Here is a 21,547-nt window from a genome sequence, read left to right on the forward strand (position 1 = left end):
CCATCGGCAAGGCACCTTCTCCCTCAGAGGGGAAGAAGATCACCCGCCGTGCGACTCCACCACCTTGCGGCAGGCGTCCGAGAGCTTTGTCTTGTTCTCGCGCAGGCAGGCATTCATCTGCGGCGGCTTGCCGACATGTTCGGCGCAGAATTTGCCGGCGTCGCCGCGGCAGGCCATCTGCTCCTGCGGCGTCGGACCGGATTGCGCAGCGGCGGGCAGGATGGAGGCAGCGAGCAGCAGCGCGGCAAGAACTGAAGTCTTCATGAAACACCTCTTTGGGATTGTGACGGGTCCCGCTGGGATCGGGTGAGCCGGACCATCTCGCGGAGGGCCGTTACCGGTCCATGCCATGTTCATGGCATCGGCTCGCTCGGCGCACCCCCATCTTCATGGCATGTATCCGCGCGCCGTCTTTTGCCATTCAGGCTGCACGTCGGCTGCGAAACCCGGTGATTGCATCGGGGCGCCGAACGGGAAGCAGGAGAGCAAGATGTCGAAAAACGTGGGAGCGCTGAGTGCCGGGCTGACGGTCATGATGCTTGCGGGTGCGGCGATGGTGTCACTGGGCACGAGCCCGGCGCAGGCGGTGGTCTATTGCAAGACGGTCGGCGTGCCCAAGGGCTGCGTGGTGCGGCCGACCGGGGCGGTGGTGGTTGCGCCGGCCGCCGCGGTCGCGGTGGCGACGCCCGGGGTCGGCGCGCCCGGTGTCGGCGTTCGTGCGGGGACGCCGATGAATCGCGGGGGCCCGGTCAATCGCGTCGGCGTGCGCTGACGATCTCGTTTGATTGAGTTGATTGCATCGCTTCGGGCGAAAGGATGACTTGCGGACGAACCCCCCCCGTCCTCCGCATGACGATAATCCGGCCCGTTCCCTCTCTCCGTGCGTCCCACACGTTCGGGGAGGGGGCTTTTCAGCCCGTGGCGGCGGCGTCGCTATCGGGAAAGGTTTTCGGCAGTTGCAGCCGTACGCGCGTCCCCGAGGAATCCGAGGCCAGATCCAGCACCGCGCCGCAGCGCGCGGCGCGGCTTCGCATGTTGCGCAGACCCCGCGCGGTCTGGCCCGCACTGCCGGCTTCGCCGTTGCCGGACAGGGCAAAGCCCTTGCCGTCGTCCGCGACGCTGATCATGCCACGCGGCCGGTCACCATCTCCCTGGCCATCGTCGAGCGTCTCGATGGTAACAACGATATGGCGCGCCTGCGCGTGCTTGACCGCGTTGGTCACGGCCTCGTCGAGGATGCGCACGATCTGGATGACGTGCCATGGCCGCAGTTCGGGATGCAGCGGCAGGCCCTGCGGCGTCGCCACGTGCCATCCGAGGGCGACGTCGTGCGGCCGCAATTGTGCCGCCGCGCGTTCGCGCCAGGAGCCGAGCGCAAGCATCAGGTCGCCGCCGATGTCGTCCATGGAATCGATGACCAAGCGCAGATCCTTCAACGCGGCGCGCGCCGCGTCCGTGATGGTCGCGCCCTCGTGTCCGCGCTCGGAGAGCGCGACGATGCTGACGAGCTGGCCGCCGAGGCCGTCATGCAGGTCGCGCATCAGCCGCGTGCGCTCGTTGGCGAGTGCGGCGGCCCGCGCACGCTCTTCTTCGCGGGCGAAGCTTGCCTTCAGCCGCTCCTCGGCCTCGCGCACGCGTGCGATGAGCTGGCCGGCGAAGCTGTCGACCTCGTTGAGCGCGCGGGCGAAGCGCCAGGTCAGTCCGGCGCCTATCGCCACCAGCATCGCGGAATAGGACAGCCGCGTGACGAAGGTGCGATCGTCCGGCACGAACTCGAACGCCGAGAGCATGTCGTGAAACCAGCAGGTCAGCACGATGGTCACGGCGCAGCCGAAGGTAAAGCTCGCCGCGTCCTGCCGCCTGATCACCGCCCACGTCAGGATGACGACCAGCAGCATCAGGCACAGGCCCACGGTCGGCACGCCGAGGAACAGGAAGGTGATGCGCGGGATCGGCTGGCCCGCAAAGAGCCCGACCAGCAGGATGACGAGCCCCGGCGCGAACAACAGCAGCCCGTAGCGCGGCCAGCGCCAGCCGAAGAACAGCACCGCGAACGTCACGACCAGCGCGCTCTCGATCGGCGCGGACGCCAGCAGGATGGCGGCCAGCCGCGGATAAGGCGCGGGCGGCAGCGGCGCCGGCGCGAAGGCCTGCATCGCGCCGACGAGCATTCCTGCCGCCAGCACGCCATAGACCGGCTCGCGGCGTCGCATCAGCCACATGATGGCGAGGATCACCGCCAGCAACGATTGCCAGGCCGAGAACACCACGGGCAGCGTCACGAACAGCAGCGTGCGCGTCTCGTAGGCTCCCCGCAGGCTTTCGTCCGGCCCGACATAGACGGTGTCGAGGAAGCCTCGCAGCGGACCCCACACCAACAGCCGCACGGTGATGGCGTTGCTGCCGTCGCGCAGCAGCGACGACGGGATCACCGTGATCTCCGGCGTGTTGCGGTCCGGCCGGTTGGCGGTGGGATCGCGCCGGGAGTCCAGGATCGCGACGCCGTTGACCGCGACCTCCACGCCATTGCTGAAGCGCGGCAGAAAGACCGACCAGGCCGTGTTTGCCGCATCGGGCTTGAAGACGAACGTGCCCGAATAGAGCGGCGGGTCCTGGAGCGCGTAGCGCGACGACGTGAAATGCGGCAACGTCACCGCCCGGGTCGTGCCGTCCTCCCACAGCGAAAATTCGCTCACGGCAAAATCGTCGGGGTCGCTGGGCTGGAGCAGCCGCAGCCCCTGGATGGTGACGATCACGATCAGCGCCTGGAGCAGCAGATAGGGCACCAGGCGCGCCGCGATCAGCCGGCGCCGCGGGCGTGCAGATGCCTTCGCCGCGATCTCGCTCACAGCTTGATCAGGCCCTGCTGCACCGCCTCGAACACCGCTTCGCTGCGCGTGTGCACTTCGAGCTTGCGATAGATGTTCTTGATGTGGCCGGGCACGGTCTGCCTGGAGAGGCCGAGATGGCTCGCGATCTCGGCGTAGCTGAAACCCTTGGCGATGCCCCAGAGGATATCGATCTCGCGCGGGGTGAGCCGTGCGGTGTTGAGCACGGGACCCCGCGGCGGCTCGGCCGAACTCGGCGCGGCGCCTTGCGTTCTGCGCACGATGAAACGGGCGATCGAGGCCGAGATCGGCGAATGGCCGGCGACCAGATCGCGCACGGTGGTGGCGATGTCGGTCGGGAAGGCGTCCTTCAGGAGATAGCCGGTGGCGCCGACGGTGATCGCCGAGATCACGCTCTCCTCGTCGCCGAGCGCCGAGATCACCATGATCTCGGTGTCGGGAAAGCGCTGCCGGGTCTCGCGGATCAGCTCGATGCCATGGCCGTCGGGCAGCCGCAGATCGGTCAGCAGCACGCGCGGCGCGCCGCCGTTCAGGGCCTGGCGCGCCTCGCCGAGCGTGGCTGCGCTGCGCACCTTGTAGCCGGCCTTGACCAGCGCATCCTGGAGCCGCCAGCAGGTCGGCGCGTCGTCCTCGACGAGGAGGATGGTGATGGCCTCACCCGTCTCGCCCTGTTCGCTCATGTTCATCGTCCCGCACCGCGTGTCCCCCGCGGCGCGAGGCCAAGTTTAGCCGCGGCGCGGACGCCGCGACACCCATAATCATGGGGGCGTTGTCACTCTTCCGCTCCGTTGTGGCCGGCGCCTACTGCTTTGCCGCAGCCGATGGCGTCGGCGGCGCGGGCAGACGCTGTACCGTGATCCGCGCCGTGCCGCTGTTGTTCTTGTAGTATTGTTCGTCCGACCCGAAATAGTCGGCGTATTTTGCCGGGGCCAGCCATCGCAGGAAGCCCGGGACGATCTGCACGGCGTCGTTGACGTAGAAGAACAGCTCGCCGGAATCAGGTGCGGTGAATTCGGCCACCATCCGGTCTGCAAGTTTCTGCGTGTCCCAGACCTTGCGGGCCGACTCGTCTGGCGGAAGCGCATCGAATGTGCCCATCTTCGCGATATCGGCCTTGAGTTTCGTCAGCTTCGCCGCATCGTCCGTGCTCGATTCCTCAGCGTTTTCGATGCGGACGGGATATCTGTTTTTTGGCTCATCCTGAGCATTGTCCTCGGGGAGGGTCGGGTCAATGCGGCGCGGCAGTTCATCTGCCGACATCACGTTCATGGCCTGCAGTGGCTGATCGTTCAGGCCCTTCTCGCCGACGCGTACGACCGGCTGGAACCAGTCCGCGCCGAACAGTCGCCGGGTCGGGAGAGCGAGGTAATGGTGGTTTTCGTAGGTCTGGAATCCGTTGACGCCGGTCATGATCGTGCGGTCGAACCAGCGTTGGTCGATATCGATCCAGACCCGGTATTTGCGGCCCTTCTCCACGGCGAGCCCGCTTGCCCAGCAGAACTGGTTGACGTTGAAAAGCTCGGCCGCAGGAAGCGCGTTGTCGCCCACCGGCTTGGCTGGCGGAATGTCTACCGCGACGTTCGCTCCCTTTTTCTTCGCCTCTGCGGCTTTTGTTTCCGGGGCTTCACAAACCTGTCCGGTCGCGACGCGCCAGGTGAAGAAGCTGCTCGAGGCGATCAGCAAGCCCGCGGCGTAGATGACGACGATGGAGACAATGGGAAAGATGATCTTGGTGAACGGAAAGCTCATCCACCGCGCATTTCGCTGCATCAAACCGCCAAACCTGAACAACCAACTCATCCGGCTGAGGTTTTTTGCGCTCGCCTTCCGTTCCGGCCGGTACCAGGCGAGCCGCGCCCGCTCCTGGATGCCATCACGCAGCGAGGCGTTGATGCTCCAGACCCACCACGTGACCAGCACGACGAGTGAGGTCGCGACAGGATAATAGAGTGCGATATTGAGCCATGGCCCCGCATAGGAGGGCAACACGTTCTTGAGCAGGTTCGCGACGGAGCCGAGTATGGCGCTGAAACCCCAGTCGATGTTGCTGACAAAATCGCGCAGGCTCTTGCCGGATGTATCTATGATCTTGTGGGCGATCCACGGCCAGGCGGCAATGATGCCCGTCATGATCAGGAGCGAGAAATAGGCCACGCGTCGCCACCACACGGCGCCGCGCGCCAGAATCGCCATGTCCGCGTCTGGCGCTTTCATTCCAGTGAAGGCGTCGGATTCCTCTTTGCTTATCGGGCGCCTCGCTTTCTTCGCGTAGGCGTCATGCATGGCTTGGTGCGCGCCGTCATTGGTGAGCTCCCTGATGCTTCCGTCGGGCATCAGCACCCGCGCGTTCGCTGGCAGCATGATCGGCGCATAATCGTCGCATCCGAACAGCATTCGTTCGACCACGGCGAAGTGAACGACCGGTTTGCCGCCGTTCACATTGCCTTCGAGGATCGGCCGCGGACCGTAGCGGTAAAGCACGGCGGCGCCGCTGCGTGAATCGTGCTTTGGCCCGATCGCCGATTGATACTCGCGGAAACGCTCGATCGTGCCGTTCTGGAAGCGCAATTGGCCACCGAGCTGCTCGGTCATCCAGACCAGCGGAACGAAGGAGAGGGTGGATTCCGGGTAACCGCCGCCAATGTCGGAATGGACGCCCGCGAACCACACCTCCTTGACAGTCTGATCATTCGCCAGACGGCTCTGGTCGATCCGCAGCGGATGAAAGGTGGTGCGCTCGTCGTCGAGCGCGAGCGCGTGACAGATGTGCTTCGCCTTGCGCGAGGGCCGGTGATTGCGGAACGAAATCGGCCAAATCGCCCAGTCGATCGCGACGCGCAGCTCCTCGATCGGTACGCCGAAAGCCTCGACCGTGTCGAACAGCCCGAGGAATTCGATCTTGACGTTCTTGCGGCCGGCCATGGCCTTGCGGACCGTGCAATAGGAGCGGTGCCAGCAGACGAAATGGTAGATGATGAGCAGCAGGTCGCGAATCCAGCGCGCAATCCAGATCGTCGGCAGGCTGCGATAGCCCACCGATTCCTTGCGGTATTCCCGCCATGCGGACATGGCGTTGCGCTCCATCTCGGCATGCGAGACCGGCTCGCCCTTGATCTCCGCCGGCACCAATCCCTGGCTCGCGATCAGCGCCGCCAGCGTGCGCGCGGTGAAGGCGCCGCGGCTGAAGCCGAAGATGTAGATCTCGTCGCCCTCGCGCCAGTTCCAGCACAGGAAGCGGTAGAGCTTGCGGACGTTGGAGGGAACGCCGATGCCGGTGGCGCCGTCGATGGCCGCGAGCGGCGCCCAGCCGGCGGTGCCGACGCCCTTGATGTAGTGCGCGATCTGGTCGGGCTGGGTGTGGTCGAGCGCTTCATAGAGCCGCCAGACGCTGGATTCCTGGGCGGTGAACGCGTTGCCCGTGCCGTCGGCGAACAGCACCAGCTTGCGCTTCGACAGGGTGGTGGCGGTCGTCCCGCCGGCGCTTGCATCGTCATGCGTGTGCTTGGGTCTGGCAGAATTACCATTCTGCGCGCCATCATGCTGGGTCATGGGGCCCCTCTGGCAATCGACGGTGAAGCACTTCAGGCTGGCGCCGTTCAGCATTCCACGATTTCAATCAATGGTTGCGTCATGAAAAGCAGGTGCATTCTGTGCATAGTCCCGTTGAGGTAGCAAGCGGGATCGCGCCGCCGCCCTGCCGCGGTCGGACGCCGCGGCAATGACGGTTACGAAAACGTTTGGTCTTGCTGGTGCCCGTGGCGAGAGGCGTGATGTCGGCGGACGCCTCTCCCCTGCGAGTGGGGAGAGGCGGAGTGTTCAGCTCCTACCTGCCATTGCCGCGGCAAGCGCCGCCGGGGCCGATATGGTAGCCGCGCGGGCAGGCATGCGCGGCGGGGTTGGCGTAGTTCCTGAGGCAGCCGCCATAGGGGCCGCGGTGCCAGCCGGGGCCGCAGCCGCCGGCGACCGCGATGACGTCGCCGTTCGCGCCTGCGTTGAGCAGGGTGAGCGGCATGGCCTGGGCAACGCCCGTGATCGCGCCGAGCGTGAGAGCCGTGGCAAACAGGGTGCGTATCATGTCTTCCTCCCGAATGCCGTTGCTTCAATGGCCGGCGGCGAACGCGATGCCGGCGCGTACTTCGGCGATCGCCTGGTCGATCATCCCGATCGCCTTCTCGCGATGGCCGCCCTTGTTCGGCTCGGCCTTGCCGAGCTCGGCGCGGGCCGATTGCAGGATCGCGATGGCTTCGTCCATGTGCGGCTGCGCGCCCAGCGCGTAACCGATGCAGAGGCTGGTCGCGATGGCGCCGCCGAGCACGAGGCTGCGGGGTAGAGAGGTTCGCATGTCGTTGTCTCCTCCAGCGGGCGTCAGGCTGGGGCCGCCCGTTTGCCCGGACGCAGTCCGGTCTGTGCCGGGATGCTGCATCCGCGGCCTGAATAGGGCCCGCCTGTGCGGGGCGTCTTGGACTGACCGGCGCCAGCGCCGTCGCAGCTTGGACTGACCAGCGCGGCTTGATTCACGTTGGCGTGCTGATAGCTTGCGGTATGCTGGTCTTCTGCGGGCGTCCGTTTGGCGTGCGAGGTTCGGCGAGCGCCAAGCCTTTTTTTAAGAACTTAGAAAAGCCATTCTCGAAAAGTCGTTCTCGATGTCCGTCATCAGGAAGTCGCTCTCGACCGAGATGCTGCCACAGGACTTGTCCGACCGGCAGCGCTTCATCCGCTTCGCGGAGCTGTTCGAGCATTTCTCCAACACCGGCGAGCTCGATCCGGCGTCCGACGTGCCGTTTCGCGCCACGATGAACTCTATCCATATCGGCACCACCATGCTCGGCCGTTGCGACGGCAGCTTCGTCACGGTCCGGCGCGAGAAGCGCCAGGTGATCGAGACCGGCGACGACCGCTTTTGCCTCGCGCGCAACACCGGAGATCTTCCGTCTCAGGTGATCCATCGTGGCCGCGAATTCACCATGCGGCCGGGAGCGATGGTGCTGCTCAAGCTGGACGAGCCGTTCTTCGCGGCCGACGGCGCGAGCCAAAAGCGCTTCACCAACGTGCATCTGCCGGTCGATACGCTGCGCGCGATGGTCGCCGACATCGACGATCTCGTCGGCTGCGAGCTCGAGCCCGGCGGCGCGCTGTCGCTGGCGATGGATTACAGCGATCTCCTCCTCCGCAATCCCACGGCCGCCGACGAGGCCGGCATGGCGATCGCCGGCCATCTGCTCGACCTTGCCGCGATCGGTCTCGGTGCCCGCAGCGATATCGCCACTGCCGCGCGACGCGGGGGCCTGCGCGCCGTGCGGCTCAAGGCCGTGCTGTCGATTCTTGAGGCGCGCTTCCACGAGCCGGGTTTTTCCGCCCAGAAGCTTGCCGCCGCCGCCGGCCTATCCGAGCGCTACGTCAACGAGCTGCTGTTCGAGGCTGGCGCCAGCTTCACCACCCGCCTCACCGAACTGCGTCTGCGCAAGGCCGCCGACCTCCTGGCACACCGCGAGGGCCGCATCAGCGACATCGCCTTTGCCTGCGGCTTCAACGACCTCTCCTATTTCAACCGCTGCTTCCGCAGGCGGTTTGGGTTGACGCCGACCGCGGCGAGGGGGAAGTGAGAGAGCGCTAGGTCTCCACCCGCGGCGGCGGATAGCGGCGCGCCAGCGCCGACAGCGGCAGGTGCCGTTCGCCTTCCGGCAGCTCCAGAAAGGCCAGCACTTGCGGCCGCTTCCAGTCACCGATGCCGAAATCCATCGCCATCCATTTCTGCGGCTCGGGGCCTTCGAGGCCCCGGACCCAGACGAAATAGCGGGGGAGGTCGTCGGCGTCCGCTTCCGTCGTGCGTCTCCTGGCCATCAAAGCTGCTCGCTGGATCACCATTTCGTTGCGATAGGATATAGGTATCGGCTCGCTGAAGTCGAACTCCCCGCTGCGGGTCCTGTGAGGCTGGACCGGCTGGTTAATTGCGCAGGTCTAAAGAGCAGGTCTAAAGAGCAGGTCTGAAGAGCAGGTCTGAAGATATGAATGAAGCGATGATCGATAGTTGGGGTGACGCCTCGGACGTCACGAAAAGGCTGATCGGCTCGTGGTCCTTCAACCGCGTCATCGAAGGCCAGGCTACGATGCAGGGTATCGCGATCTTCACGCCCCTGGACGGGGGGCGGTTGGCCTATCGCGAGCAGGGACATCTGAAGCTCGCGAACGGCACCATTGTGCAGGCCGAACGCGAATACGTCTTCAGCAACAGCGAGGGCGGATTCAAGGTCTTCTTCAGGGAAGATCCGCCGCGGCTGTTTCACGAGATTTCACTGTCCGCAGCTTCCGGAGGAAAGCTGAGCGGACGTGCGCGCCATCTTTGCAAGCACGACGACTATCAGTCGGCCTACATGTTTCGGCCGGATGGAACGTTCGTCGTCCGTCATGTCGTATCGGGTCCACGCAAGGACTACACGATGAACACGACCTACACGCGTTTCCCGTGATCATGCCGGCGCGATGGCGACGGCCGTGCCGCCTCTCACCGCCAGAGCTCACTCTCCGCCACGCGGTTGATATCGGCGAGCCGGCGGTTGGCGTCGCCGTGAAGATCGATGCTCTCAACCAGCGTTAGCAGACGCTGATATGCGCCATCGGCGATTTCGACCGGCAACGGCTCCTCGTCAAAGGCCTCGACATAGCTGCCGACGAGGCCGCTCAACAGGCGGCAAAGACCCCGCTGGGCGGGATCGTCCCGGCCGAGCGTCTCGAGCTTTTGCTGAAATGTCCGGAAGGTGCGCAGGCCGTGGTGCTGTTGCGAAAGCCACGTATGCAGGTCGTTCATGTGAGCTCCTTCGAGTTACAGAAGAAGCTACCGGTTTATACAGGTGGGATGTGACGATTGGAAGGGGAGGGGAATACCGGACTCGTTGATCTAGTCCGCCTTCGCCAAGGCTCCGGCGGGACAGCCTTCGCTGCTTCGCATGGATCGATTTGCGCCCGGCTCGCCCAGCCGTAGCTGCGAAGCAGCGAAGGCTGGTGCCCCTGGCCGGAATCGAACCAGCACTCCTTGCGGAACTCGATTTTGAGTCGAGCGCGTCTACCAATTCCGCCACAGGGGCTCCCGGTCGGCCCCCGGAAAAGGGCCTCGCAAAGCGGGCGGACTATAGCCATGGACAGGGCAGGGTCAACCCGCGCCAAAGTGATCCCGGCCGTTCTCGACAGCCGCCTGGGCCGGGGTTAGAGCCTTAGGAAAGCGACCCATCCGGAAGAGGCTGCCGTGACGACCCAGAGTGCCGCAATACCTGCATTCAGGCCGGCTGGGACCGGTCCCGCGCTGACCGCCTCGGTGCTCGTCACGCTGATTGCCGCCGCGACCATCGCCGGCGCCTGGTTCTTCCAGCTCGTGCTGGAGATCCTGCCCTGTCCGCTGTGCCTGGAGCAGCGCTACGCCTATTATCTCGCGATCCCGGTCGGTGTGCTCACGGCGCTTGCGGCGCGGAGCGGGGCGCCGCGGCCGCTGTTGCTCGCGGGCCTTGCGATCCTCGCGCTGGCGGCACTCGCCAATGCCGGCCTCGGCACCTACCACTCCGGCGTCGAATGGGGTTTCTGGAAGGGCCCGACCGATTGCTCCGGTCCCGTCATCAATCTCGGCAATGCCGCCGACCTGCTGTCCAAGCTCGATACCGTCAAGGTGGTGCGCTGCGACGAGGTGCAGTGGCGCTTCCTCGGTCTCTCGCTCGCCGGCTACAATGTGCTGATCTCGCTGTTGATGGCTGCGATCGCGGCGTGGGGATTTTTGCGGACGGCGAAGCGCTAGGCAAGCTGCCGCAGGGTGGGCAAAGCGACTTGTCCGCCGTAGCTCGAAGAGCGAAGGCGTGCCCGCCATTTTTAGCGATATTGCGGGAGCATGGTGGGCACGGCGCTAGCGCGCCTTTGCCCACCCTACGAGACCGGAGCTCCGCTACGACTGCGGCGCTTCGCTAATCATCCACATCGTCCTGCGTGCGGCCGAACAGGTGCACGATGCCCGGGGTCGCGATCGTCACGAACACGAAGCGCGACAAATGATGGGCGCCGACGAAGATCGGGTCGATGTGCAGCGTGAGCGCGAGCGCCAGCATCGCATCCATCGCGCCCGGCGCAAAGGCGACGACGACATCCGATAATTTCACCTGCGTGGTGAGTGCGACGATGCCGACGAAGATGGCCGAGACGGCGATGGCCACGGCAAACGAGCCCAGCGCTGCATGGATGTGGCCGGCGAGCGTCTTGATCCGCATCCGCGCGAAACGGCTGCCGATCAGCGCGCCGATGCCGATCAGCGCCACGCCGCGCACCCAGTTCGGCAGGCCGCCCTCGACCCAGCCTGCGCCATGCAGCACGCTGGAGGCGATCATCGCGCCGAACATCCAGCTCGCCGGAAACTTGATCAGCCGCAGCAGGAGCGCCGCGGCCAGCGAGGCCGCGACCAGCTCCACGAGCTCGAACGGCGAGGCGATCGTCGTCGTCAGCGACGGCGCGACGGAGGGCGCCACGCCCGCGAACGCGAGCACCATCGGCAGCGCCGCGGTGAGGATGATGACGCGCAGGGTCTGCACCACCGCGATGCCGGGCAGGTCGGCGCCGCGCTCGACCGCCAGGATCGTGATCTGCGACAGCGCCCCGGGGCTGCCGGCAAGGAAGGCCGAGGTGCGGTCCCAGCCATGGATGCGCTGGAGGTAATAGCTCGAGCCGAAGGTCGAGCAGAAGGTCGCGAGCGCAAGCAGGCCGATGGTGAGGGGATAGGCGCTGACCTGTTGCAGCAGATGGCGCGAGACGACCGACCCCAGTGAAATGCCGAGCAGCACCAGCACGGTCTGGGTCAGGATCGGGGGCAGTGCCAGCTGGCGGCCGGCGATCGCGGCGATCCCGACCGCGATCATCGAGCCCGAGATCAGTCCCCCGGGAAGTCCGGCGACCAGAAACACGAGGCCGCCGGCGGTGCCGATGACGAGCGTCTCCACCGTGCTCAAGATCTTGGCACGGCTTGGCCATTCGAACGGCAGGGAGGCGGTGATTTGCTTCACGCCACCTTATCGCAAATCAGCGGGAGGCACACAATTGCAGCCTCGTCATGCCGCAATGCGCGCGCCTCTCACGGATGCTCGCAAACCGTAGTGTGACGGATTTACTTCTTGTCGGCGGCGGGGGCGGCGGTGCCGGCCTTCGCTTCCTTCATGCATTCACGGCGAAATTTTTTGCGCTCCTTGCCCTTCAGTGCCTTGGCGTCCGCTTGCTTGGAGCATTCGAGCGACTCCGCCGAGCGCTCCTTCGGCGCCTTCTTGTCGGCGACGGGAGCGGCGGCAGTTGTGGTCTTGGCGTCGGTCTTGGCAGCCGGCGCGGCGGTCTGCGCGAAGGCGGTGCCGGTGGCGAGCAGGGAGGTCAGGGCGACGATGGCGAGGCGAGACGTGAAGGTCATGGTGGTGCACTCTTGCGAGATTGCGGAGGGTTGGGAACGTCGGCTCGCCTTGCTGAACGCGACATGAATAATCCGAGCCGGGGGGATCACTATATTTTGGCGGCAGGCGCCATCGCTTCCTTGTCGCGGCCGGGCGGCACGCTAGGATAGCAATCCTCGTTTCGCTTCCGTCGGGGAAGACCAAGGAGGAGGACCAAGGATGACCATTCAATCAAAATTGCTGTGTGCGGTTGCATTGACGGGCTTTGCCGCGCTGGTCGCGAGCGCGCCGGCGCAGGCGCTGACCTCGCAGGAGTGCAGTGCGAAATACCAGGCCGCCAAGAGGGACGGCTCGCTTGGCACAACGAAGTGGAATGACTTCCGCAAGGCCCAGTGCGGAGCGGATGCGACGCCTGCCGCCGCGCCGGCCGCCGCTGCTCCGGCTGCGCCCGCCGCTCCTGCCGAGCCGAAGCAGGCGAAGAAGGAGGCGGCCCCCGCTGCCGCGCCAACCCTGCCGGCCGGACCCGCGATCTATCCGAATGCGGTCGATCCGAAATACGCCAAGGAGACCGCCGGCAAGGCGCGCCTCCACACCTGCGTCGATCAGTACAATGCCAACAAGACCACCAACGGCAATGGCGGCATGAAGTGGATCGAGAAGGGCGGCGGCTATTACAGCGAGTGCAACAAGAAGCTGAAGGGCGCCGCCTGAGCTTCGACATGATGCGATGGCCGGAGCAAAGCTCCGGCCATTAGCCCAACAGCTTCTCGGCCGACTTCGCCACCAGCTGCGAGCGTTTGCGCGGACCGCGCTCGACGAACAGCAAGCTCTGGCCGAAGATGAAGCAATAGAACAGGAAGGCCTGCGCCTCGGCCGCCTCGGCCTCGAGGCCGGTCGCGCGATAGAGCTCGGCGACGTGCTTGAGCCGCGCCGCGTCCACGCTCGCGACCGCCGTGGCCGCGTTTTCGTCCGAGCGGGCCCATTGCCGGATCGCGAGCTCGATCGCCATGCCCTCCGGATTGAGCCGCTCGGAATAAAGCTGGATCACCGCCTTCAGCCGCTCGCGGGGCTCTTGTCCATCGAGGCTCGTCTGCTGCGCGATCGACGCTGCACGTCCCTCGCGCCAGCGTTCCAGCATGGCATCGAGCAGCGCGGCACGGTCGGCGAAGCGGCGGTAGAAGCCGCCCTTGGTGACGCCGAGATTCTTGGCGAGCAGCTCGACCCTGACACCCTCGACCCCCGAGCGGGCGAGCTCGGTAAACCCTGCCTCGACCCAGACATCGCCCTTGCCGTCGTTCATGAAGGAAGCCTCACCGGTTCTTGATACGGTACCGTATTGCTAACGCGCGGAGGCGCTGATACGCTACCGTATCAATGATCAGAGGGCGGAAAAACGGCAGGAGGAATTGCGATGCAGGAGGCGACCTATCGCGGCACGGTCTATCCGTGGCAGTGCGATCATGTCGGCCACATGAACATCATGTGGTATGTCGGAAAATTCGACGAGGCCAACTGGAATCTGTTCGCCCGCCTCGGGCTGACGCCGAGCTATCTGCGCTCTTCCGGCCGCGGCATGGCCGCCGTCCAGCAGAACATCACCTACAGGCGGGAGCTGCTCGCCGGCGACATCGTCGAGATCCGCAGCCATTTGCTGGAGGTCCGCGACAAGTCGATCCGCTTCCGGCACGACATGACCAATGCCGAGACCGGCGAGATCGCCGCGTTCTGCGACATCACCGGCGTGCACATGGACCGCAGCCAGCGGAAGTCGGCGCCGTTCACGGATGCGATCCGCGCGGTCGCTCTGCAACATCTTGCCGAGCCGGCCGAGGTTTGAGCCATGGCCGCGTTCGAGCCGAAAAATCCGGGCTATCGCGCTGCCGCCATTGCCATGTTCGACGGCCAGCCGGCGATGCGCACGCTCGGCATCGTGATCGTCCGCCTCGCGCCGGGCGAGGTCGAACTGGCCATGCTGCATTCGGCGGCCTTCACGCAGCAGAACGGTTTTATCCATGCCGGCATCATCACGGCAGGCCTCGACAATGCCTGCGGCGTCGCCGCCTTCACCCTGATGCCGCGCGAGACCCACATCCTGACTGTCGAGTTCAAGACCACGCTGCTGGCACCCGCCCGCGGCACGCGCTTCGTCTTCAAGGCCGAGGTGGTCAAGCCCGGCCGCACGCTCACCTTCTGCGAGGCCCGGGCCTTTGCCGAGCATGAGGGCAATACCACGCTGATCGCCGCCATGACCGGGACGCTGATGGCGATGCTGCCCCGCGCGGCGGCTTCGCCAGCGCCGGCGGCGATCCGCGCATAGCATGGCGATGACATCGCGCCCGCAACGCTCTATATGACGCGTAACAGTTCCCGGTTGCGAACCGTATTTGCAGCGATGGGACCGAAACGGGACGAGATATGGCTGGATTCAGGAACAAGGGCCTCGTGGCGACGCGGCGTGCGGCGCTGACGCTGATCGGGGCGGGTGCCCTTGCGGCAGGTCGGATCACCTTTGCGCGCGCGGCCGCCGCCGATGACGAGGTGCTGACCGAAGCCAAGGTGCTGCGCGACCCCGATGTTCCCGTGGCCGGTAATCCCGACGGCAACATCAGCATCATCGAATGGTCCGACTACAATTGTCCCTATTGCCGCAAGCTCGAGCCGGAGCTGCGCCAGGTGGTCCAGGACGACGGCAAGGTCAGGCTGGTGATGAAGGATTGGCCGATCCTCGGGCCGGTCTCGGTCACCGCGGCGCGGATCGCGCTCGCGGCAAAATTCCAGGACAAATACCATCAGGCGCATGACGCCATGATGGGTGTCAGCTCGCGCCTGACAGAGCCGCGCATCAACGAGCTGCTCGCGGCCGCCGGCGTCGACATGGACCGCCTGAAGCGCGATCTCACCGACCGTGCCAAGGACATCGACGCCGTCCTCAAGCGCAACAACGAGCAGGCCGAAGCCTTCGGCTTCAGCGGTACTCCCTCCTTCATCGTCGGCAAGTACCGCGTGCCGGGCGTGCTCAGCATGACCGAGTTCGAGCAGGTCATCGCCGATGCCCGCAAGGCCAAGATGAACTGACGCGAGCACATCGATCGCCGTCAACGCAAAGGCGCCGCCGCGGACCCGCGACGGCGCCTTGTTCGTGATATCGCGTCGTTACTTCGACGAGATGCGGACCCAGTCCTTGTGCGCGCGATCGCGCAGCGCATCCCAATCGGCCTTGGCGACGTCCCAGTTCACGATGGTGCGATTGGACGTCGCGACCTCGCCATTGGCGACCGACGACGTCTGCATGGAGTCATAGACGTACACGCCGCAACCGAGCAGCAGCGCGCCCAAAATCATTCCGAAAAACGTCTGCATCTGCGAACCTCCGGTGACGGGCGATAACGTCGGCCCGGAGTGATGGTTCCGCGGCAGTACGGCGCAGATAAGGACGACCCGTTCATCCGCGGTTCAGCCACTCCAGCAGCTCTGCGTTGATCTCGCGCGGATAGGTGTGGCTGAGGTCGTCGATCTCGCGATAGGTGACATCGGCGCCGGTGGCGGAGAGGGCCGCCTGCGTCTGGCGCGCGGTCTGTACCGGAAACATCCAGTCGAGCTTGCCGTGGGTGATGAAGATCGGCAGCCCCTGCAGGCGCACGGCGTCCGCCATCTCCGCCATCAGCGGATGGAACGTCGCCGACACCGGCGCGAGATGCGTGAAGGGCGAGGCGCCGTCGAGCCCGGTGACGTAGCAGAAGGTGCCGCCGTCACTCATGCCGGTCAGCAGCAGGCGCGAGCCGTCGACGGTCCAGCGGCTGCGCACAGTGTCGAGAATGCGCATGAGGTTCGGCGTGTCGCTATCGTCGCCCATCAGCGCCCATGTCGGGCCGGTCGCGGTCGGCGCCACCAGGATCGCGCCAAGGCTGCGGGCGTCGCGGAGCCAGCTCCAGAGAAAACCGCGGCCGTTGCCGCTGCCGCCGTGCAGCGCCATCACCAGCGGCATGGCGCGCTCCGGCGAATAATATTCTGGCACATAGACCGAGAAGCCGCCGCGGCTACCGGGCTCGTTGTGGTCGTGGAAGATGCCGGTGTGTTCGCCCGCCTCGGCTTCCAGCCGCGTCAGCAGATCGTCATTCTCGCGATTGGCGGCGTTGAGGAAGAAGCTGCTCACCGGCGGAAACTGGGTCGACAGCGGATACAGCGCCTCTTGTGCACGAGGCAGATGGCGCAGCGCGCGGAAGACCGCGACGAGATCGCCATTGCCGCGCTCGACCTCGCGTATGCCGGCAAAGGCGGCGAGCGTCTCGTTGCAGGCGCGGTCGAGCCGCTCGCGCAGCCCGGTGAACTGCTCGGGCCAGGCGCCGATCGCAGCGTGCGCCGCTCGCAGCGCCTCGTCGGGCGTGCCGATCGCATTCATCACCGAGGCAAAGGCCGGCGGATGCAGATTCCGGGTGAAGAAGCCGAGTGCTTCCAGCGCGTTGAGCAGCGGCGGCAGCACGGTCACGATGTCGTCAACGACGGCCTCGGTCATCGCCGCTTCCTTGCGTCAGTTCGGTGGTGTCAATGCAGCTTCGGCGCTTTCAGCAACTTGAAGCGATCGGTCGACGTCACCGTGACGTCGAAGGTGACACCTTCATGATGCACGGTCAGCGGCACGTCGACGCCGGCGGCGCCTAGCGCCCACATCTTCTTGTAGAAGGCGGTCTGGCTCGTCACCTCCTCGCCGTCTACCGCAAGGATGACATCGCCGGTCTTCAGCTCCGCGCGCGCAGCCGGGCCGTTGGTGGAGATCCCGATCACCACCAGGCGGTTGTCGATTTCGGTCGAATAGAGCCCGAGCCAGGGGCGCGACGGCTTGTTGACGCGGCCGAATTTGCGCAGATCGTCGAGCACCGGCTTCAACAGGTCGATCGGCACGATCATGTTGACATGCTCGGCCTTGCCTTCGCGTTCGCGCTCGAGCTGCAGCGAGCCGATGCCGATCAGCTCCCCGCGCTCGTTGAGCAGCGCCGTGCCGCCCCAGTTCGGATGCGCGGGATAGGTGAACACGGCCTCGTCCAGCAGATATTCCCAGTAGCCGGCGAATTCCTGCTTGGCCACGATCTGGCTCGCGACCGAGCGCGTGCGCCCGCCGGCGCCGCCGACCACGACGTGGTCGCCGACCCTTGTTTTCGCCGAGTTGCCGAGCGGCAAGGGTTCGACGTCGAGCTGACCGAGCGCCTGCACGAGGCCGAAGCCGGTGACGGAATCGAAACCGAGCGCATGCCCCTCGACGACGCGCCCGTCCGCGAGATGCAGCCACACCGATTCCGCCTCGGTAATGAGGTAGCCGATGGTCAGCACCAGCCCGTTGTCGATCACGACGCCGTTGCCGGCGCGTTCGGTGCCCAGCGTTTCGGCACTGAAGGCGTCGGGCGGGATGATGGCGTGCAGGCCGACGACGGACGCGAGCGAGCGGTCGAGATCGAAACCGTAATCGCTCGCGCGCGGCTGATTGGCCGGCGGCACTCTCCATTCGGTCAGGGCGGGCATGGAGTTCTCCTGGCTGAGAGCATTGCTCCGCCTTGGCCGGCGGAACGACGCGCGAAGCACTCATAATTTAGGCTGGAGGAGGCCGTCTTGAAAGCCTCGTTCCCAACTATTCCGGAGATCGCCGCGTGAAATCTTCGACAGGCACAGGACGCCCGCACAGGTGGCAAGCGGCCGCGCGATCCAGCACCGGCCGCATGGCTGCTGTCCCGCGACGTGCTAGGCATGGTGCAATGAAGCTGCTAACCATTGCCGCTTCGTTTGACCAAGAGATCACGGACCGAAGCATGGATAATCGCAGCGACATCTGGCGTGGCGTCGACACGATCAAGGCGCGTTTCATCGACCTCAGCGACAGGGTCTGGGGCATGCCCGAGGTGTGCTACACCGAGGCGCGGTCCGCCGCCGAGCATCTCGCCGAGCTGCGCCACCAGGGTTTCCGCGTCACCGAGAACGTCGCGGGCATCCCGACCGCGGTGATGGGCGAGTGGGGTGAGGGCGGTCCGGTCATTGCCTTCATGGGTGAATATGACGCGTTGCCGGGCCTTAGCCAGGAGGCCGGCGTCGCCGAGCACCGTCCGGTCGAGACCGGCGGCCATGGCCATGGTTGCGGCCACAACCTGCTTGGTTCCGCGGCCCTGCTCGCCGCGACCGCGATGAAGGACTGGCTCGCCGAGAACAAGGTGCCCGGCCGCGTTCGCTATTACGGCTGCCCGGCGGAAGAGGGCGGCGCAGCCAAGGCCTTCATGGTGCGCTCGGGCGTGTTTGAAGACGCCGACATCGCCATCACCTGGCATCCGCACAGCTTCTGGGAAGTCGCGGTAACGCCGTCGCTCGCCAACACGCGTGCGGATTTCATCTTCACCGGTCGCACGTCGCACGCGGCGGCCTCGCCGCATCTCGGCCGCTCCGCGCTCGACGCGGTGGAGCTGATGAATGTCGGCGTGAACTACATGCGCGAGCATATGCCGAGCGACGCCCGCGTGCATTACGCCGTGCTCGACACCGGCGGCATCGCTCCCAACGTGGTGCAGGCGCATGCGCGCGTGCGCTATTCGATCCGCGCCCGCGATCTGCCCGGCATGAACGAGCTGGTCGGACGCGTCAGCAAGATCGCAGAAGGCGCGGCGTTGATGACCGAAACCAAGGTCGAGATGAAGATCATCTCCGCGGTCTCCAACATCCTACCGAACACGCCGCTGGAGCAGGCGCTGCACCGGGTGATGGAAGAGCTGGGGCCGCCGCATTTCGACGACGCCGACAAGGGCTTTGCCAGCCAGATCCGCGCCACGCTGACCGACAAGGACATCGCGTCGGTCTATTACGCGATCGGCATGGAGCCGACCGATCGGCCGCTGGCCGACTTCCTGGTGCCGCTCGATGCCAAGCGCAACCCGCTGGTCGGCTCGACCGACGTCGGCGACGTGAGCTGGGTGGTGCCGACCGTGCAGGTTCACGCACCCACGGTTGCAATCGGCACGCCGTTCCACACGTGGCAGGTGGTGGCGCAGGGCAAGAGCGGACACGCTCATAAGGCAATGGTGCAGGCGGCGAAGGCGATGGCCGGGATCGGCATCAAGGCGTTGACGGATCCGGAGCTGATCAAGGCCGCGAAAGCGGACTTGCAGAAGCGGACCGCCAAGACACCTTACGTCTGTCCGCTGCCGGACCACGTCGCGCCGCCGCTGACCATGTCCGTGGCGTAGAATTTCGCCTCGATACTTCGTCTGATGCCGCGAACAAATTTTCCGCAGTGCAACGTGGATTCCGGCGCGATTTAGCGCCGGATTGCCGAACGCTTGGGCTGCGGAACAGAGTTTTGCCCAACAGACAGCCAGAACACCGTTTGCATACACATGGTCGCAGTTGACGCGCGGCCTATTCGGTGTGCCATCTACCGCCAGCAAAACCCGGCGGCCGCGGTGCGGCTGCCTGCATCCATACGGGAACCAGACGGGGGACAACCATGCTGGATAAAGAACTGCGTTCGATGATCGGTGACGTGAAGGACGGCCGGATGGACCGCCGTGCCTTCATCATGCGTATGGCCGCGGTTGGCCTCACCGCACCCCTCGCCAACCAGATCCTCGCGCTCGGCGGCGTCGCCATGGCGGAAGGTGCCCAGACCTACAAGCCGACCAAGCGCGGCGGCGGCGGTGCGCTGAAGCTGCTGTGGTGGCAGGGGCCGACCCTGCTCAATCCGCATTTCGCCACCGGCACCAAGGACCAGGACGGCGCGCGCCTGTTCTACGAGCCCCTCGCTTGTTGGGATCCCGACGGCAACATGAAGCTGGTTCTGGCGGCCGAAATTCCCTCGATCCAGAACGGCGGCCTCGCCGCCGACGGCAAGTCGGTGACCTGGAAGCTCAAACCAGGCGTCAAATGGCATGACGGCAAGCCGTTCACCGCCGATGACGTCGTGTTCAACTGGGAATATGCCAGGGATCCGGCGACCTCCGCCCTGACCATCGCGACGCTCCGCGACATCACGGTCGAGAAGGTGGATGACCTCACGGTTCGCATCCTCTTTAACAAGCCGACGCCGTTCTGGGCCGACGCCTTTGTCGGGGCTCCCAACACCATCATCCCCAAACATTTGTTCGCCGACTACAAGGGGTCCAAATCGCGGGAAGCGCCCACCAACCTCTCGCCGGTCGGCACTGGCCCCTACAAGTTCGTCGAGTTCAAGCCGGGCGATCTCGTCCGCGGCCAGCTCAATCCCGATTACCACATGCCGAACCGGCCTTATTTCGACACGGTCGAGATGAAGGGCGGCGGCGACGCCGTCTCTGCGGCGCGCGCGGTGATCCAGACCGGCGAATATGATTTCGGATGGAACATCCAGGTCGAGGACGACGTGCTGCTGCGCCTCGAAAAGGGCGGCAAGGGCAAGACCGTTTATGCCGTGGGCGGCGACACCGAATTCATCGCGCTCAACTTCACCGATCCGAACACCGAGGTCGATGGCGAGCGCTCCTCGATGAAGACCAAGCATCCGCTGTTCTCCGATCCGGCGGTACGCAAGGCGCTGTCGATGCTGGTCGACCGCGAGTCCATCAAGAAGGCGATCTACGGCCGCGCCGGCCGCACCACCGCCAACTTCCTCAATGGTCCCGAGAAGTTCGTCTCCAAGAACACGACCTGGGAATTCAGCATCGAGAAGGCCTCGAAGCTGCTCGACGACGCCGGCTGGAAGCCCGGCGCGGATGGCATCCGCGAGAAGGACGGCAAGAAGCTGAAGCTTCTGTACCAGACCTCGATCAACGGACCGCGTCAGAAGACCCAGGCGATCGTCAAGCAGGCCTGTCAGAAGGCCGGCATCGACGTCGAGCTGAAGTCGGTGGTGGCGTCCGTGTTCTTCTCCTCCGATGTCGCCAACCCCGACACCTACGCGCATTTCTACGCCGATCTCCAGATGTTCCAGATCCCGCTGAGCCAGCCGGATCCGTCTCAGCATATGCGCCGCTATCTGTCGACCAACGTCGCCACGAAGGAGAACAAGTGGCAGGGCACGAACTTCCCGCGCTGGGTCAACAAGGACTATGACGCAGCGATCGAAGCAGCCGAAGGCGAAATGGATCCGGTCAAGCGCGCGGCGCACTATATCAAGGCCAACGACCTCATGTTCCAGGACACCGTGTTCATCCCGGCGCAGCATCGCCTAAAGGTGGAAGCGGCAGCCAACAATCTGCGTCCTATCATCAGCGGCTGGGCCAACGAAACCGACAATCTGCACGATTGGTACCGCGAGGAATGATCCCCCAGCTCTAGACGGGGTCTTTCCCT

At 65.3% G+C, this 21,547-nt stretch carries 24 protein-coding genes and 1 tRNA gene; 10 read left to right on the forward strand and 15 right to left on the reverse strand.

The genetic code is table 11. The features are described 5' to 3' along the window. Positions 1-39: 39 nt before the first annotated feature. Complete coding sequence (locus AB7535_RS41885; RefSeq protein WP_354114109.1) at positions 40-264, reverse strand: cysteine rich repeat-containing protein; 225 nt, start codon at positions 262-264, stop codon at positions 40-42. 226 nt (positions 265-490) lie between these two features. On the opposite strand from AB7535_RS41885, the gene AB7535_RS41890 reads away from it, so the two are divergent. Beyond that, positions 491-772, forward strand: a complete 282-nt coding sequence (locus AB7535_RS41890; RefSeq protein WP_014491556.1) for a hypothetical protein — start codon at positions 491-493, stop codon at positions 770-772. Positions 773-911: 139 nt separating this feature from the next. Here AB7535_RS41890 and AB7535_RS41895 read toward each other — a convergent pair whose 3' ends face one another. The 5 genes from AB7535_RS41895 to AB7535_RS41915 all read right to left on the reverse strand — a co-directional run bounded on the left by AB7535_RS41895 (position 912) and on the right by AB7535_RS41915 (position 7,191). After that, complete coding sequence (locus AB7535_RS41895) at positions 912-2,849, reverse strand: sensor histidine kinase (protein WP_354114110.1); 1,938 nt, start codon at positions 2,847-2,849, stop codon at positions 912-914. Next, the gene (locus AB7535_RS41900; RefSeq protein ID WP_028170124.1) at positions 2,846-3,529 is read right to left on the reverse strand and encodes a response regulator; all 684 of its coding nucleotides are present in this window, start codon (positions 3,527-3,529) and stop codon (positions 2,846-2,848) included. The genes AB7535_RS41895 and AB7535_RS41900 overlap by 4 nt, the downstream gene beginning before the upstream one ends. A 121-nt stretch (positions 3,530-3,650) precedes the next feature. Continuing rightward, positions 3,651-6,398, reverse strand: a complete 2,748-nt coding sequence (locus AB7535_RS41905) for a DUF2235 domain-containing protein (protein ID WP_354114111.1) — start codon at positions 6,396-6,398, stop codon at positions 3,651-3,653. A 274-nt stretch (positions 6,399-6,672) separates the two neighbouring features. Continuing rightward, positions 6,673-6,924 carry a GCG_CRPN prefix-to-repeats domain-containing protein gene (locus AB7535_RS41910; RefSeq protein WP_071909307.1) on the reverse strand — a complete coding sequence of 84 codons (252 nt, stop codon included), beginning with the start codon at positions 6,922-6,924 and terminating at the stop codon, positions 6,673-6,675. 24 nt (positions 6,925-6,948) lie between these two features. Further along, positions 6,949-7,191, reverse strand: a complete 243-nt coding sequence (locus AB7535_RS41915) for a hypothetical protein (protein ID WP_063985829.1) — start codon at positions 7,189-7,191, stop codon at positions 6,949-6,951. Positions 7,192-7,492: 301 nt separating this feature from the next. Here AB7535_RS41915 and AB7535_RS41920 point away from each other — a divergent pair, with 301 nt between their 5' ends. Further along, entirely contained in the window at positions 7,493-8,452 is a 960-nt protein-coding gene (locus AB7535_RS41920) for an AraC family transcriptional regulator (protein ID WP_208068187.1), read from the forward strand. Positions 8,453-8,459: 7 nt separating this feature from the next. On the opposite strand, the gene AB7535_RS41925 is transcribed toward AB7535_RS41920, so the two are convergent. After that, on the reverse strand, positions 8,460-8,690 hold the full coding sequence (locus tag AB7535_RS41925) for a hypothetical protein (RefSeq protein WP_063985827.1): 231 nt from the start codon (positions 8,688-8,690) through the stop codon (positions 8,460-8,462). A 176-nt stretch (positions 8,691-8,866) separates the two neighbouring features. On the opposite strand from AB7535_RS41925, the gene AB7535_RS41930 reads away from it, so the two are divergent. Beyond that, positions 8,867-9,316 carry a DUF6314 family protein gene (locus AB7535_RS41930; protein WP_224580946.1) on the forward strand — a complete coding sequence of 150 codons (450 nt, stop codon included), beginning with the start codon at positions 8,867-8,869 and terminating at the stop codon, positions 9,314-9,316. Between the two features lie 35 nt (positions 9,317-9,351). Here the strand turns inward: AB7535_RS41930 and AB7535_RS41935 are convergent, their stop codons facing one another. Continuing rightward, a complete protein-coding gene (locus AB7535_RS41935) occupies positions 9,352-9,654 on the reverse strand; it encodes a hypothetical protein (protein WP_166104306.1) in 303 nt (100 codons plus the stop codon). A gap of 192 nt (positions 9,655-9,846) precedes the next feature. Then, positions 9,847-9,931 (reverse strand) — tRNA-Leu (locus tag AB7535_RS41940). A 158-nt stretch (positions 9,932-10,089) separates the two neighbouring features. On the opposite strand from AB7535_RS41940, the gene AB7535_RS41945 reads away from it, so the two are divergent. Then, positions 10,090-10,629 (forward strand): disulfide bond formation protein B, encoded by a 540-nt coding sequence (locus AB7535_RS41945; protein ID WP_166103928.1) that lies wholly within the window; start codon positions 10,090-10,092, stop codon positions 10,627-10,629. Between the two features lie 163 nt (positions 10,630-10,792). On the opposite strand, the gene AB7535_RS41950 is transcribed toward AB7535_RS41945, so the two are convergent. Both AB7535_RS41950 and AB7535_RS41955 read right to left on the reverse strand, forming a co-directional pair. Continuing rightward, positions 10,793-11,878, reverse strand: coding sequence for an AbrB family transcriptional regulator (locus tag AB7535_RS41950; RefSeq protein WP_071909311.1), 1,086 nt, complete (start codon positions 11,876-11,878; stop codon positions 10,793-10,795). 101 nt (positions 11,879-11,979) lie between these two features. Continuing rightward, positions 11,980-12,270: a PsiF family protein gene (locus AB7535_RS41955; protein WP_166103925.1), complete on the reverse strand. Its 291-nt coding sequence runs from the start codon at positions 12,268-12,270 to the stop codon at positions 11,980-11,982. Between the two features lie 199 nt (positions 12,271-12,469). On the opposite strand from AB7535_RS41955, the gene AB7535_RS41960 reads away from it, so the two are divergent. Next, complete coding sequence (locus tag AB7535_RS41960; RefSeq protein ID WP_439037190.1) at positions 12,470-12,961, forward strand: hypothetical protein; 492 nt, start codon at positions 12,470-12,472, stop codon at positions 12,959-12,961. 40 nt (positions 12,962-13,001) lie between these two features. On the opposite strand, the gene AB7535_RS41965 is transcribed toward AB7535_RS41960, so the two are convergent. Continuing rightward, positions 13,002-13,550: a TetR/AcrR family transcriptional regulator gene (locus tag AB7535_RS41965; RefSeq protein ID WP_166103921.1), complete on the reverse strand. Its 549-nt coding sequence runs from the start codon at positions 13,548-13,550 to the stop codon at positions 13,002-13,004. 111 nt (positions 13,551-13,661) lie between these two features. Between AB7535_RS41965 and AB7535_RS41970 the strand changes: the two genes are divergently transcribed. The 3 genes from AB7535_RS41970 (at position 13,662) to AB7535_RS41980 (ending at position 15,325) form a co-directional block, all read left to right on the forward strand. Continuing rightward, complete coding sequence (locus AB7535_RS41970; RefSeq protein WP_166103918.1) at positions 13,662-14,087, forward strand: acyl-CoA thioesterase; 426 nt, start codon at positions 13,662-13,664, stop codon at positions 14,085-14,087. A 3-nt stretch (positions 14,088-14,090) separates the two neighbouring features. Beyond that, positions 14,091-14,567 (forward strand): PaaI family thioesterase, encoded by a 477-nt coding sequence (locus AB7535_RS41975; protein WP_354114318.1) that lies wholly within the window; start codon positions 14,091-14,093, stop codon positions 14,565-14,567. A 98-nt stretch (positions 14,568-14,665) separates the two neighbouring features. Next, entirely contained in the window at positions 14,666-15,325 is a 660-nt protein-coding gene (locus tag AB7535_RS41980) for a DsbA family protein (protein WP_208084313.1), read from the forward strand. A gap of 78 nt (positions 15,326-15,403) precedes the next feature. On the opposite strand, the gene AB7535_RS41985 is transcribed toward AB7535_RS41980, so the two are convergent. The 3 genes from AB7535_RS41985 to AB7535_RS41995 form a co-directional block, all read right to left on the reverse strand. Next, positions 15,404-15,610: a hypothetical protein gene (locus tag AB7535_RS41985; protein WP_085401909.1), complete on the reverse strand. Its 207-nt coding sequence runs from the start codon at positions 15,608-15,610 to the stop codon at positions 15,404-15,406. An 82-nt stretch (positions 15,611-15,692) separates the two neighbouring features. Then, on the reverse strand, positions 15,693-16,763 hold the full coding sequence (locus tag AB7535_RS41990) for a phospholipase (RefSeq protein WP_354114317.1): 1,071 nt from the start codon (positions 16,761-16,763) through the stop codon (positions 15,693-15,695). 29 nt (positions 16,764-16,792) lie between these two features. Beyond that, entirely contained in the window at positions 16,793-17,764 is a 972-nt protein-coding gene (locus tag AB7535_RS41995) for a S1C family serine protease (protein WP_354114316.1), read from the reverse strand. 284 nt (positions 17,765-18,048) lie between these two features. On the opposite strand from AB7535_RS41995, the gene AB7535_RS42000 reads away from it, so the two are divergent. Beyond that, positions 18,049-19,467, forward strand: a complete 1,419-nt coding sequence (locus AB7535_RS42000) for a M20 family metallopeptidase (RefSeq protein ID WP_354114315.1) — start codon at positions 18,049-18,051, stop codon at positions 19,465-19,467. A 260-nt stretch (positions 19,468-19,727) separates the two neighbouring features. Then, positions 19,728-21,518, forward strand: a complete 1,791-nt coding sequence (locus AB7535_RS42005; RefSeq protein WP_071909319.1) for a peptide ABC transporter substrate-binding protein — start codon at positions 19,728-19,730, stop codon at positions 21,516-21,518. Positions 21,519-21,547: the final 29 nt, after the last annotated feature.

The organism is Bradyrhizobium sp. 956_D2_N1_4 (genome assembly GCF_052076025.1).
Lineage (GTDB): Bacteria > Pseudomonadota > Alphaproteobacteria > Rhizobiales > Xanthobacteraceae > Bradyrhizobium > Bradyrhizobium barranii.

Bases quoted from the DNA above. Each gene is read 5' to 3' on its own strand.
- AB7535_RS41885 (WP_354114109.1), bottom strand. From the start codon at position 264: ATGAAGACTTCAGTTCTTGCCGCGCTGCTGCTCGCTGCCTCCATCCTG.
- AB7535_RS41890 (WP_014491556.1), top strand. From the start codon at position 491: ATGTCGAAAAACGTGGGAGCGCTGAGTGCCGGGCTGACGGTCATGATG.
- AB7535_RS41900 (WP_028170124.1), bottom strand. From the start codon at position 3,529: ATGAGCGAACAGGGCGAGACGGGTGAGGCCATCACCATCCTCCTCGTC.
- AB7535_RS41905 (WP_354114111.1), bottom strand. From the start codon at position 6,398: ATGACCCAGCATGATGGCGCGCAGAATGGTAATTCTGCCAGACCCAAG.
- AB7535_RS41910 (WP_071909307.1), bottom strand. From the start codon at position 6,924: ATGATACGCACCCTGTTTGCCACGGCTCTCACGCTCGGCGCGATCACG.
- AB7535_RS41915 (WP_063985829.1), bottom strand. From the start codon at position 7,191: ATGCGAACCTCTCTACCCCGCAGCCTCGTGCTCGGCGGCGCCATCGCG.
- AB7535_RS41920 (WP_208068187.1), top strand. From the start codon at position 7,493: ATGTCCGTCATCAGGAAGTCGCTCTCGACCGAGATGCTGCCACAGGAC.
- AB7535_RS41925 (WP_063985827.1), bottom strand. From the start codon at position 8,690: ATGGCCAGGAGACGCACGACGGAAGCGGACGCCGACGACCTCCCCCGC.
- AB7535_RS41930 (WP_224580946.1), top strand. From the start codon at position 8,867: ATGATCGATAGTTGGGGTGACGCCTCGGACGTCACGAAAAGGCTGATC.
- AB7535_RS41935 (WP_166104306.1), bottom strand. From the start codon at position 9,654: ATGAACGACCTGCATACGTGGCTTTCGCAACAGCACCACGGCCTGCGC.
- AB7535_RS41955 (WP_166103925.1), bottom strand. From the start codon at position 12,270: ATGACCTTCACGTCTCGCCTCGCCATCGTCGCCCTGACCTCCCTGCTC.
- AB7535_RS41960 (WP_439037190.1), top strand. From the start codon at position 12,470: ATGACCATTCAATCAAAATTGCTGTGTGCGGTTGCATTGACGGGCTTT.
- AB7535_RS41965 (WP_166103921.1), bottom strand. From the start codon at position 13,550: ATGAACGACGGCAAGGGCGATGTCTGGGTCGAGGCAGGGTTTACCGAG.
- AB7535_RS41970 (WP_166103918.1), top strand. From the start codon at position 13,662: ATGCAGGAGGCGACCTATCGCGGCACGGTCTATCCGTGGCAGTGCGAT.
- AB7535_RS41975 (WP_354114318.1), top strand. From the start codon at position 14,091: ATGGCCGCGTTCGAGCCGAAAAATCCGGGCTATCGCGCTGCCGCCATT.
- AB7535_RS41980 (WP_208084313.1), top strand. From the start codon at position 14,666: ATGGCTGGATTCAGGAACAAGGGCCTCGTGGCGACGCGGCGTGCGGCG.
- AB7535_RS41985 (WP_085401909.1), bottom strand. From the start codon at position 15,610: ATGCAGACGTTTTTCGGAATGATTTTGGGCGCGCTGCTGCTCGGTTGC.
- AB7535_RS41990 (WP_354114317.1), bottom strand. From the start codon at position 16,763: ATGACCGAGGCCGTCGTTGACGACATCGTGACCGTGCTGCCGCCGCTG.
- AB7535_RS41995 (WP_354114316.1), bottom strand. From the start codon at position 17,764: ATGCCCGCCCTGACCGAATGGAGAGTGCCGCCGGCCAATCAGCCGCGC.
- AB7535_RS42000 (WP_354114315.1), top strand. From the start codon at position 18,049: ATGGATAATCGCAGCGACATCTGGCGTGGCGTCGACACGATCAAGGCG.
- AB7535_RS42005 (WP_071909319.1), top strand. From the start codon at position 19,728: ATGCTGGATAAAGAACTGCGTTCGATGATCGGTGACGTGAAGGACGGC.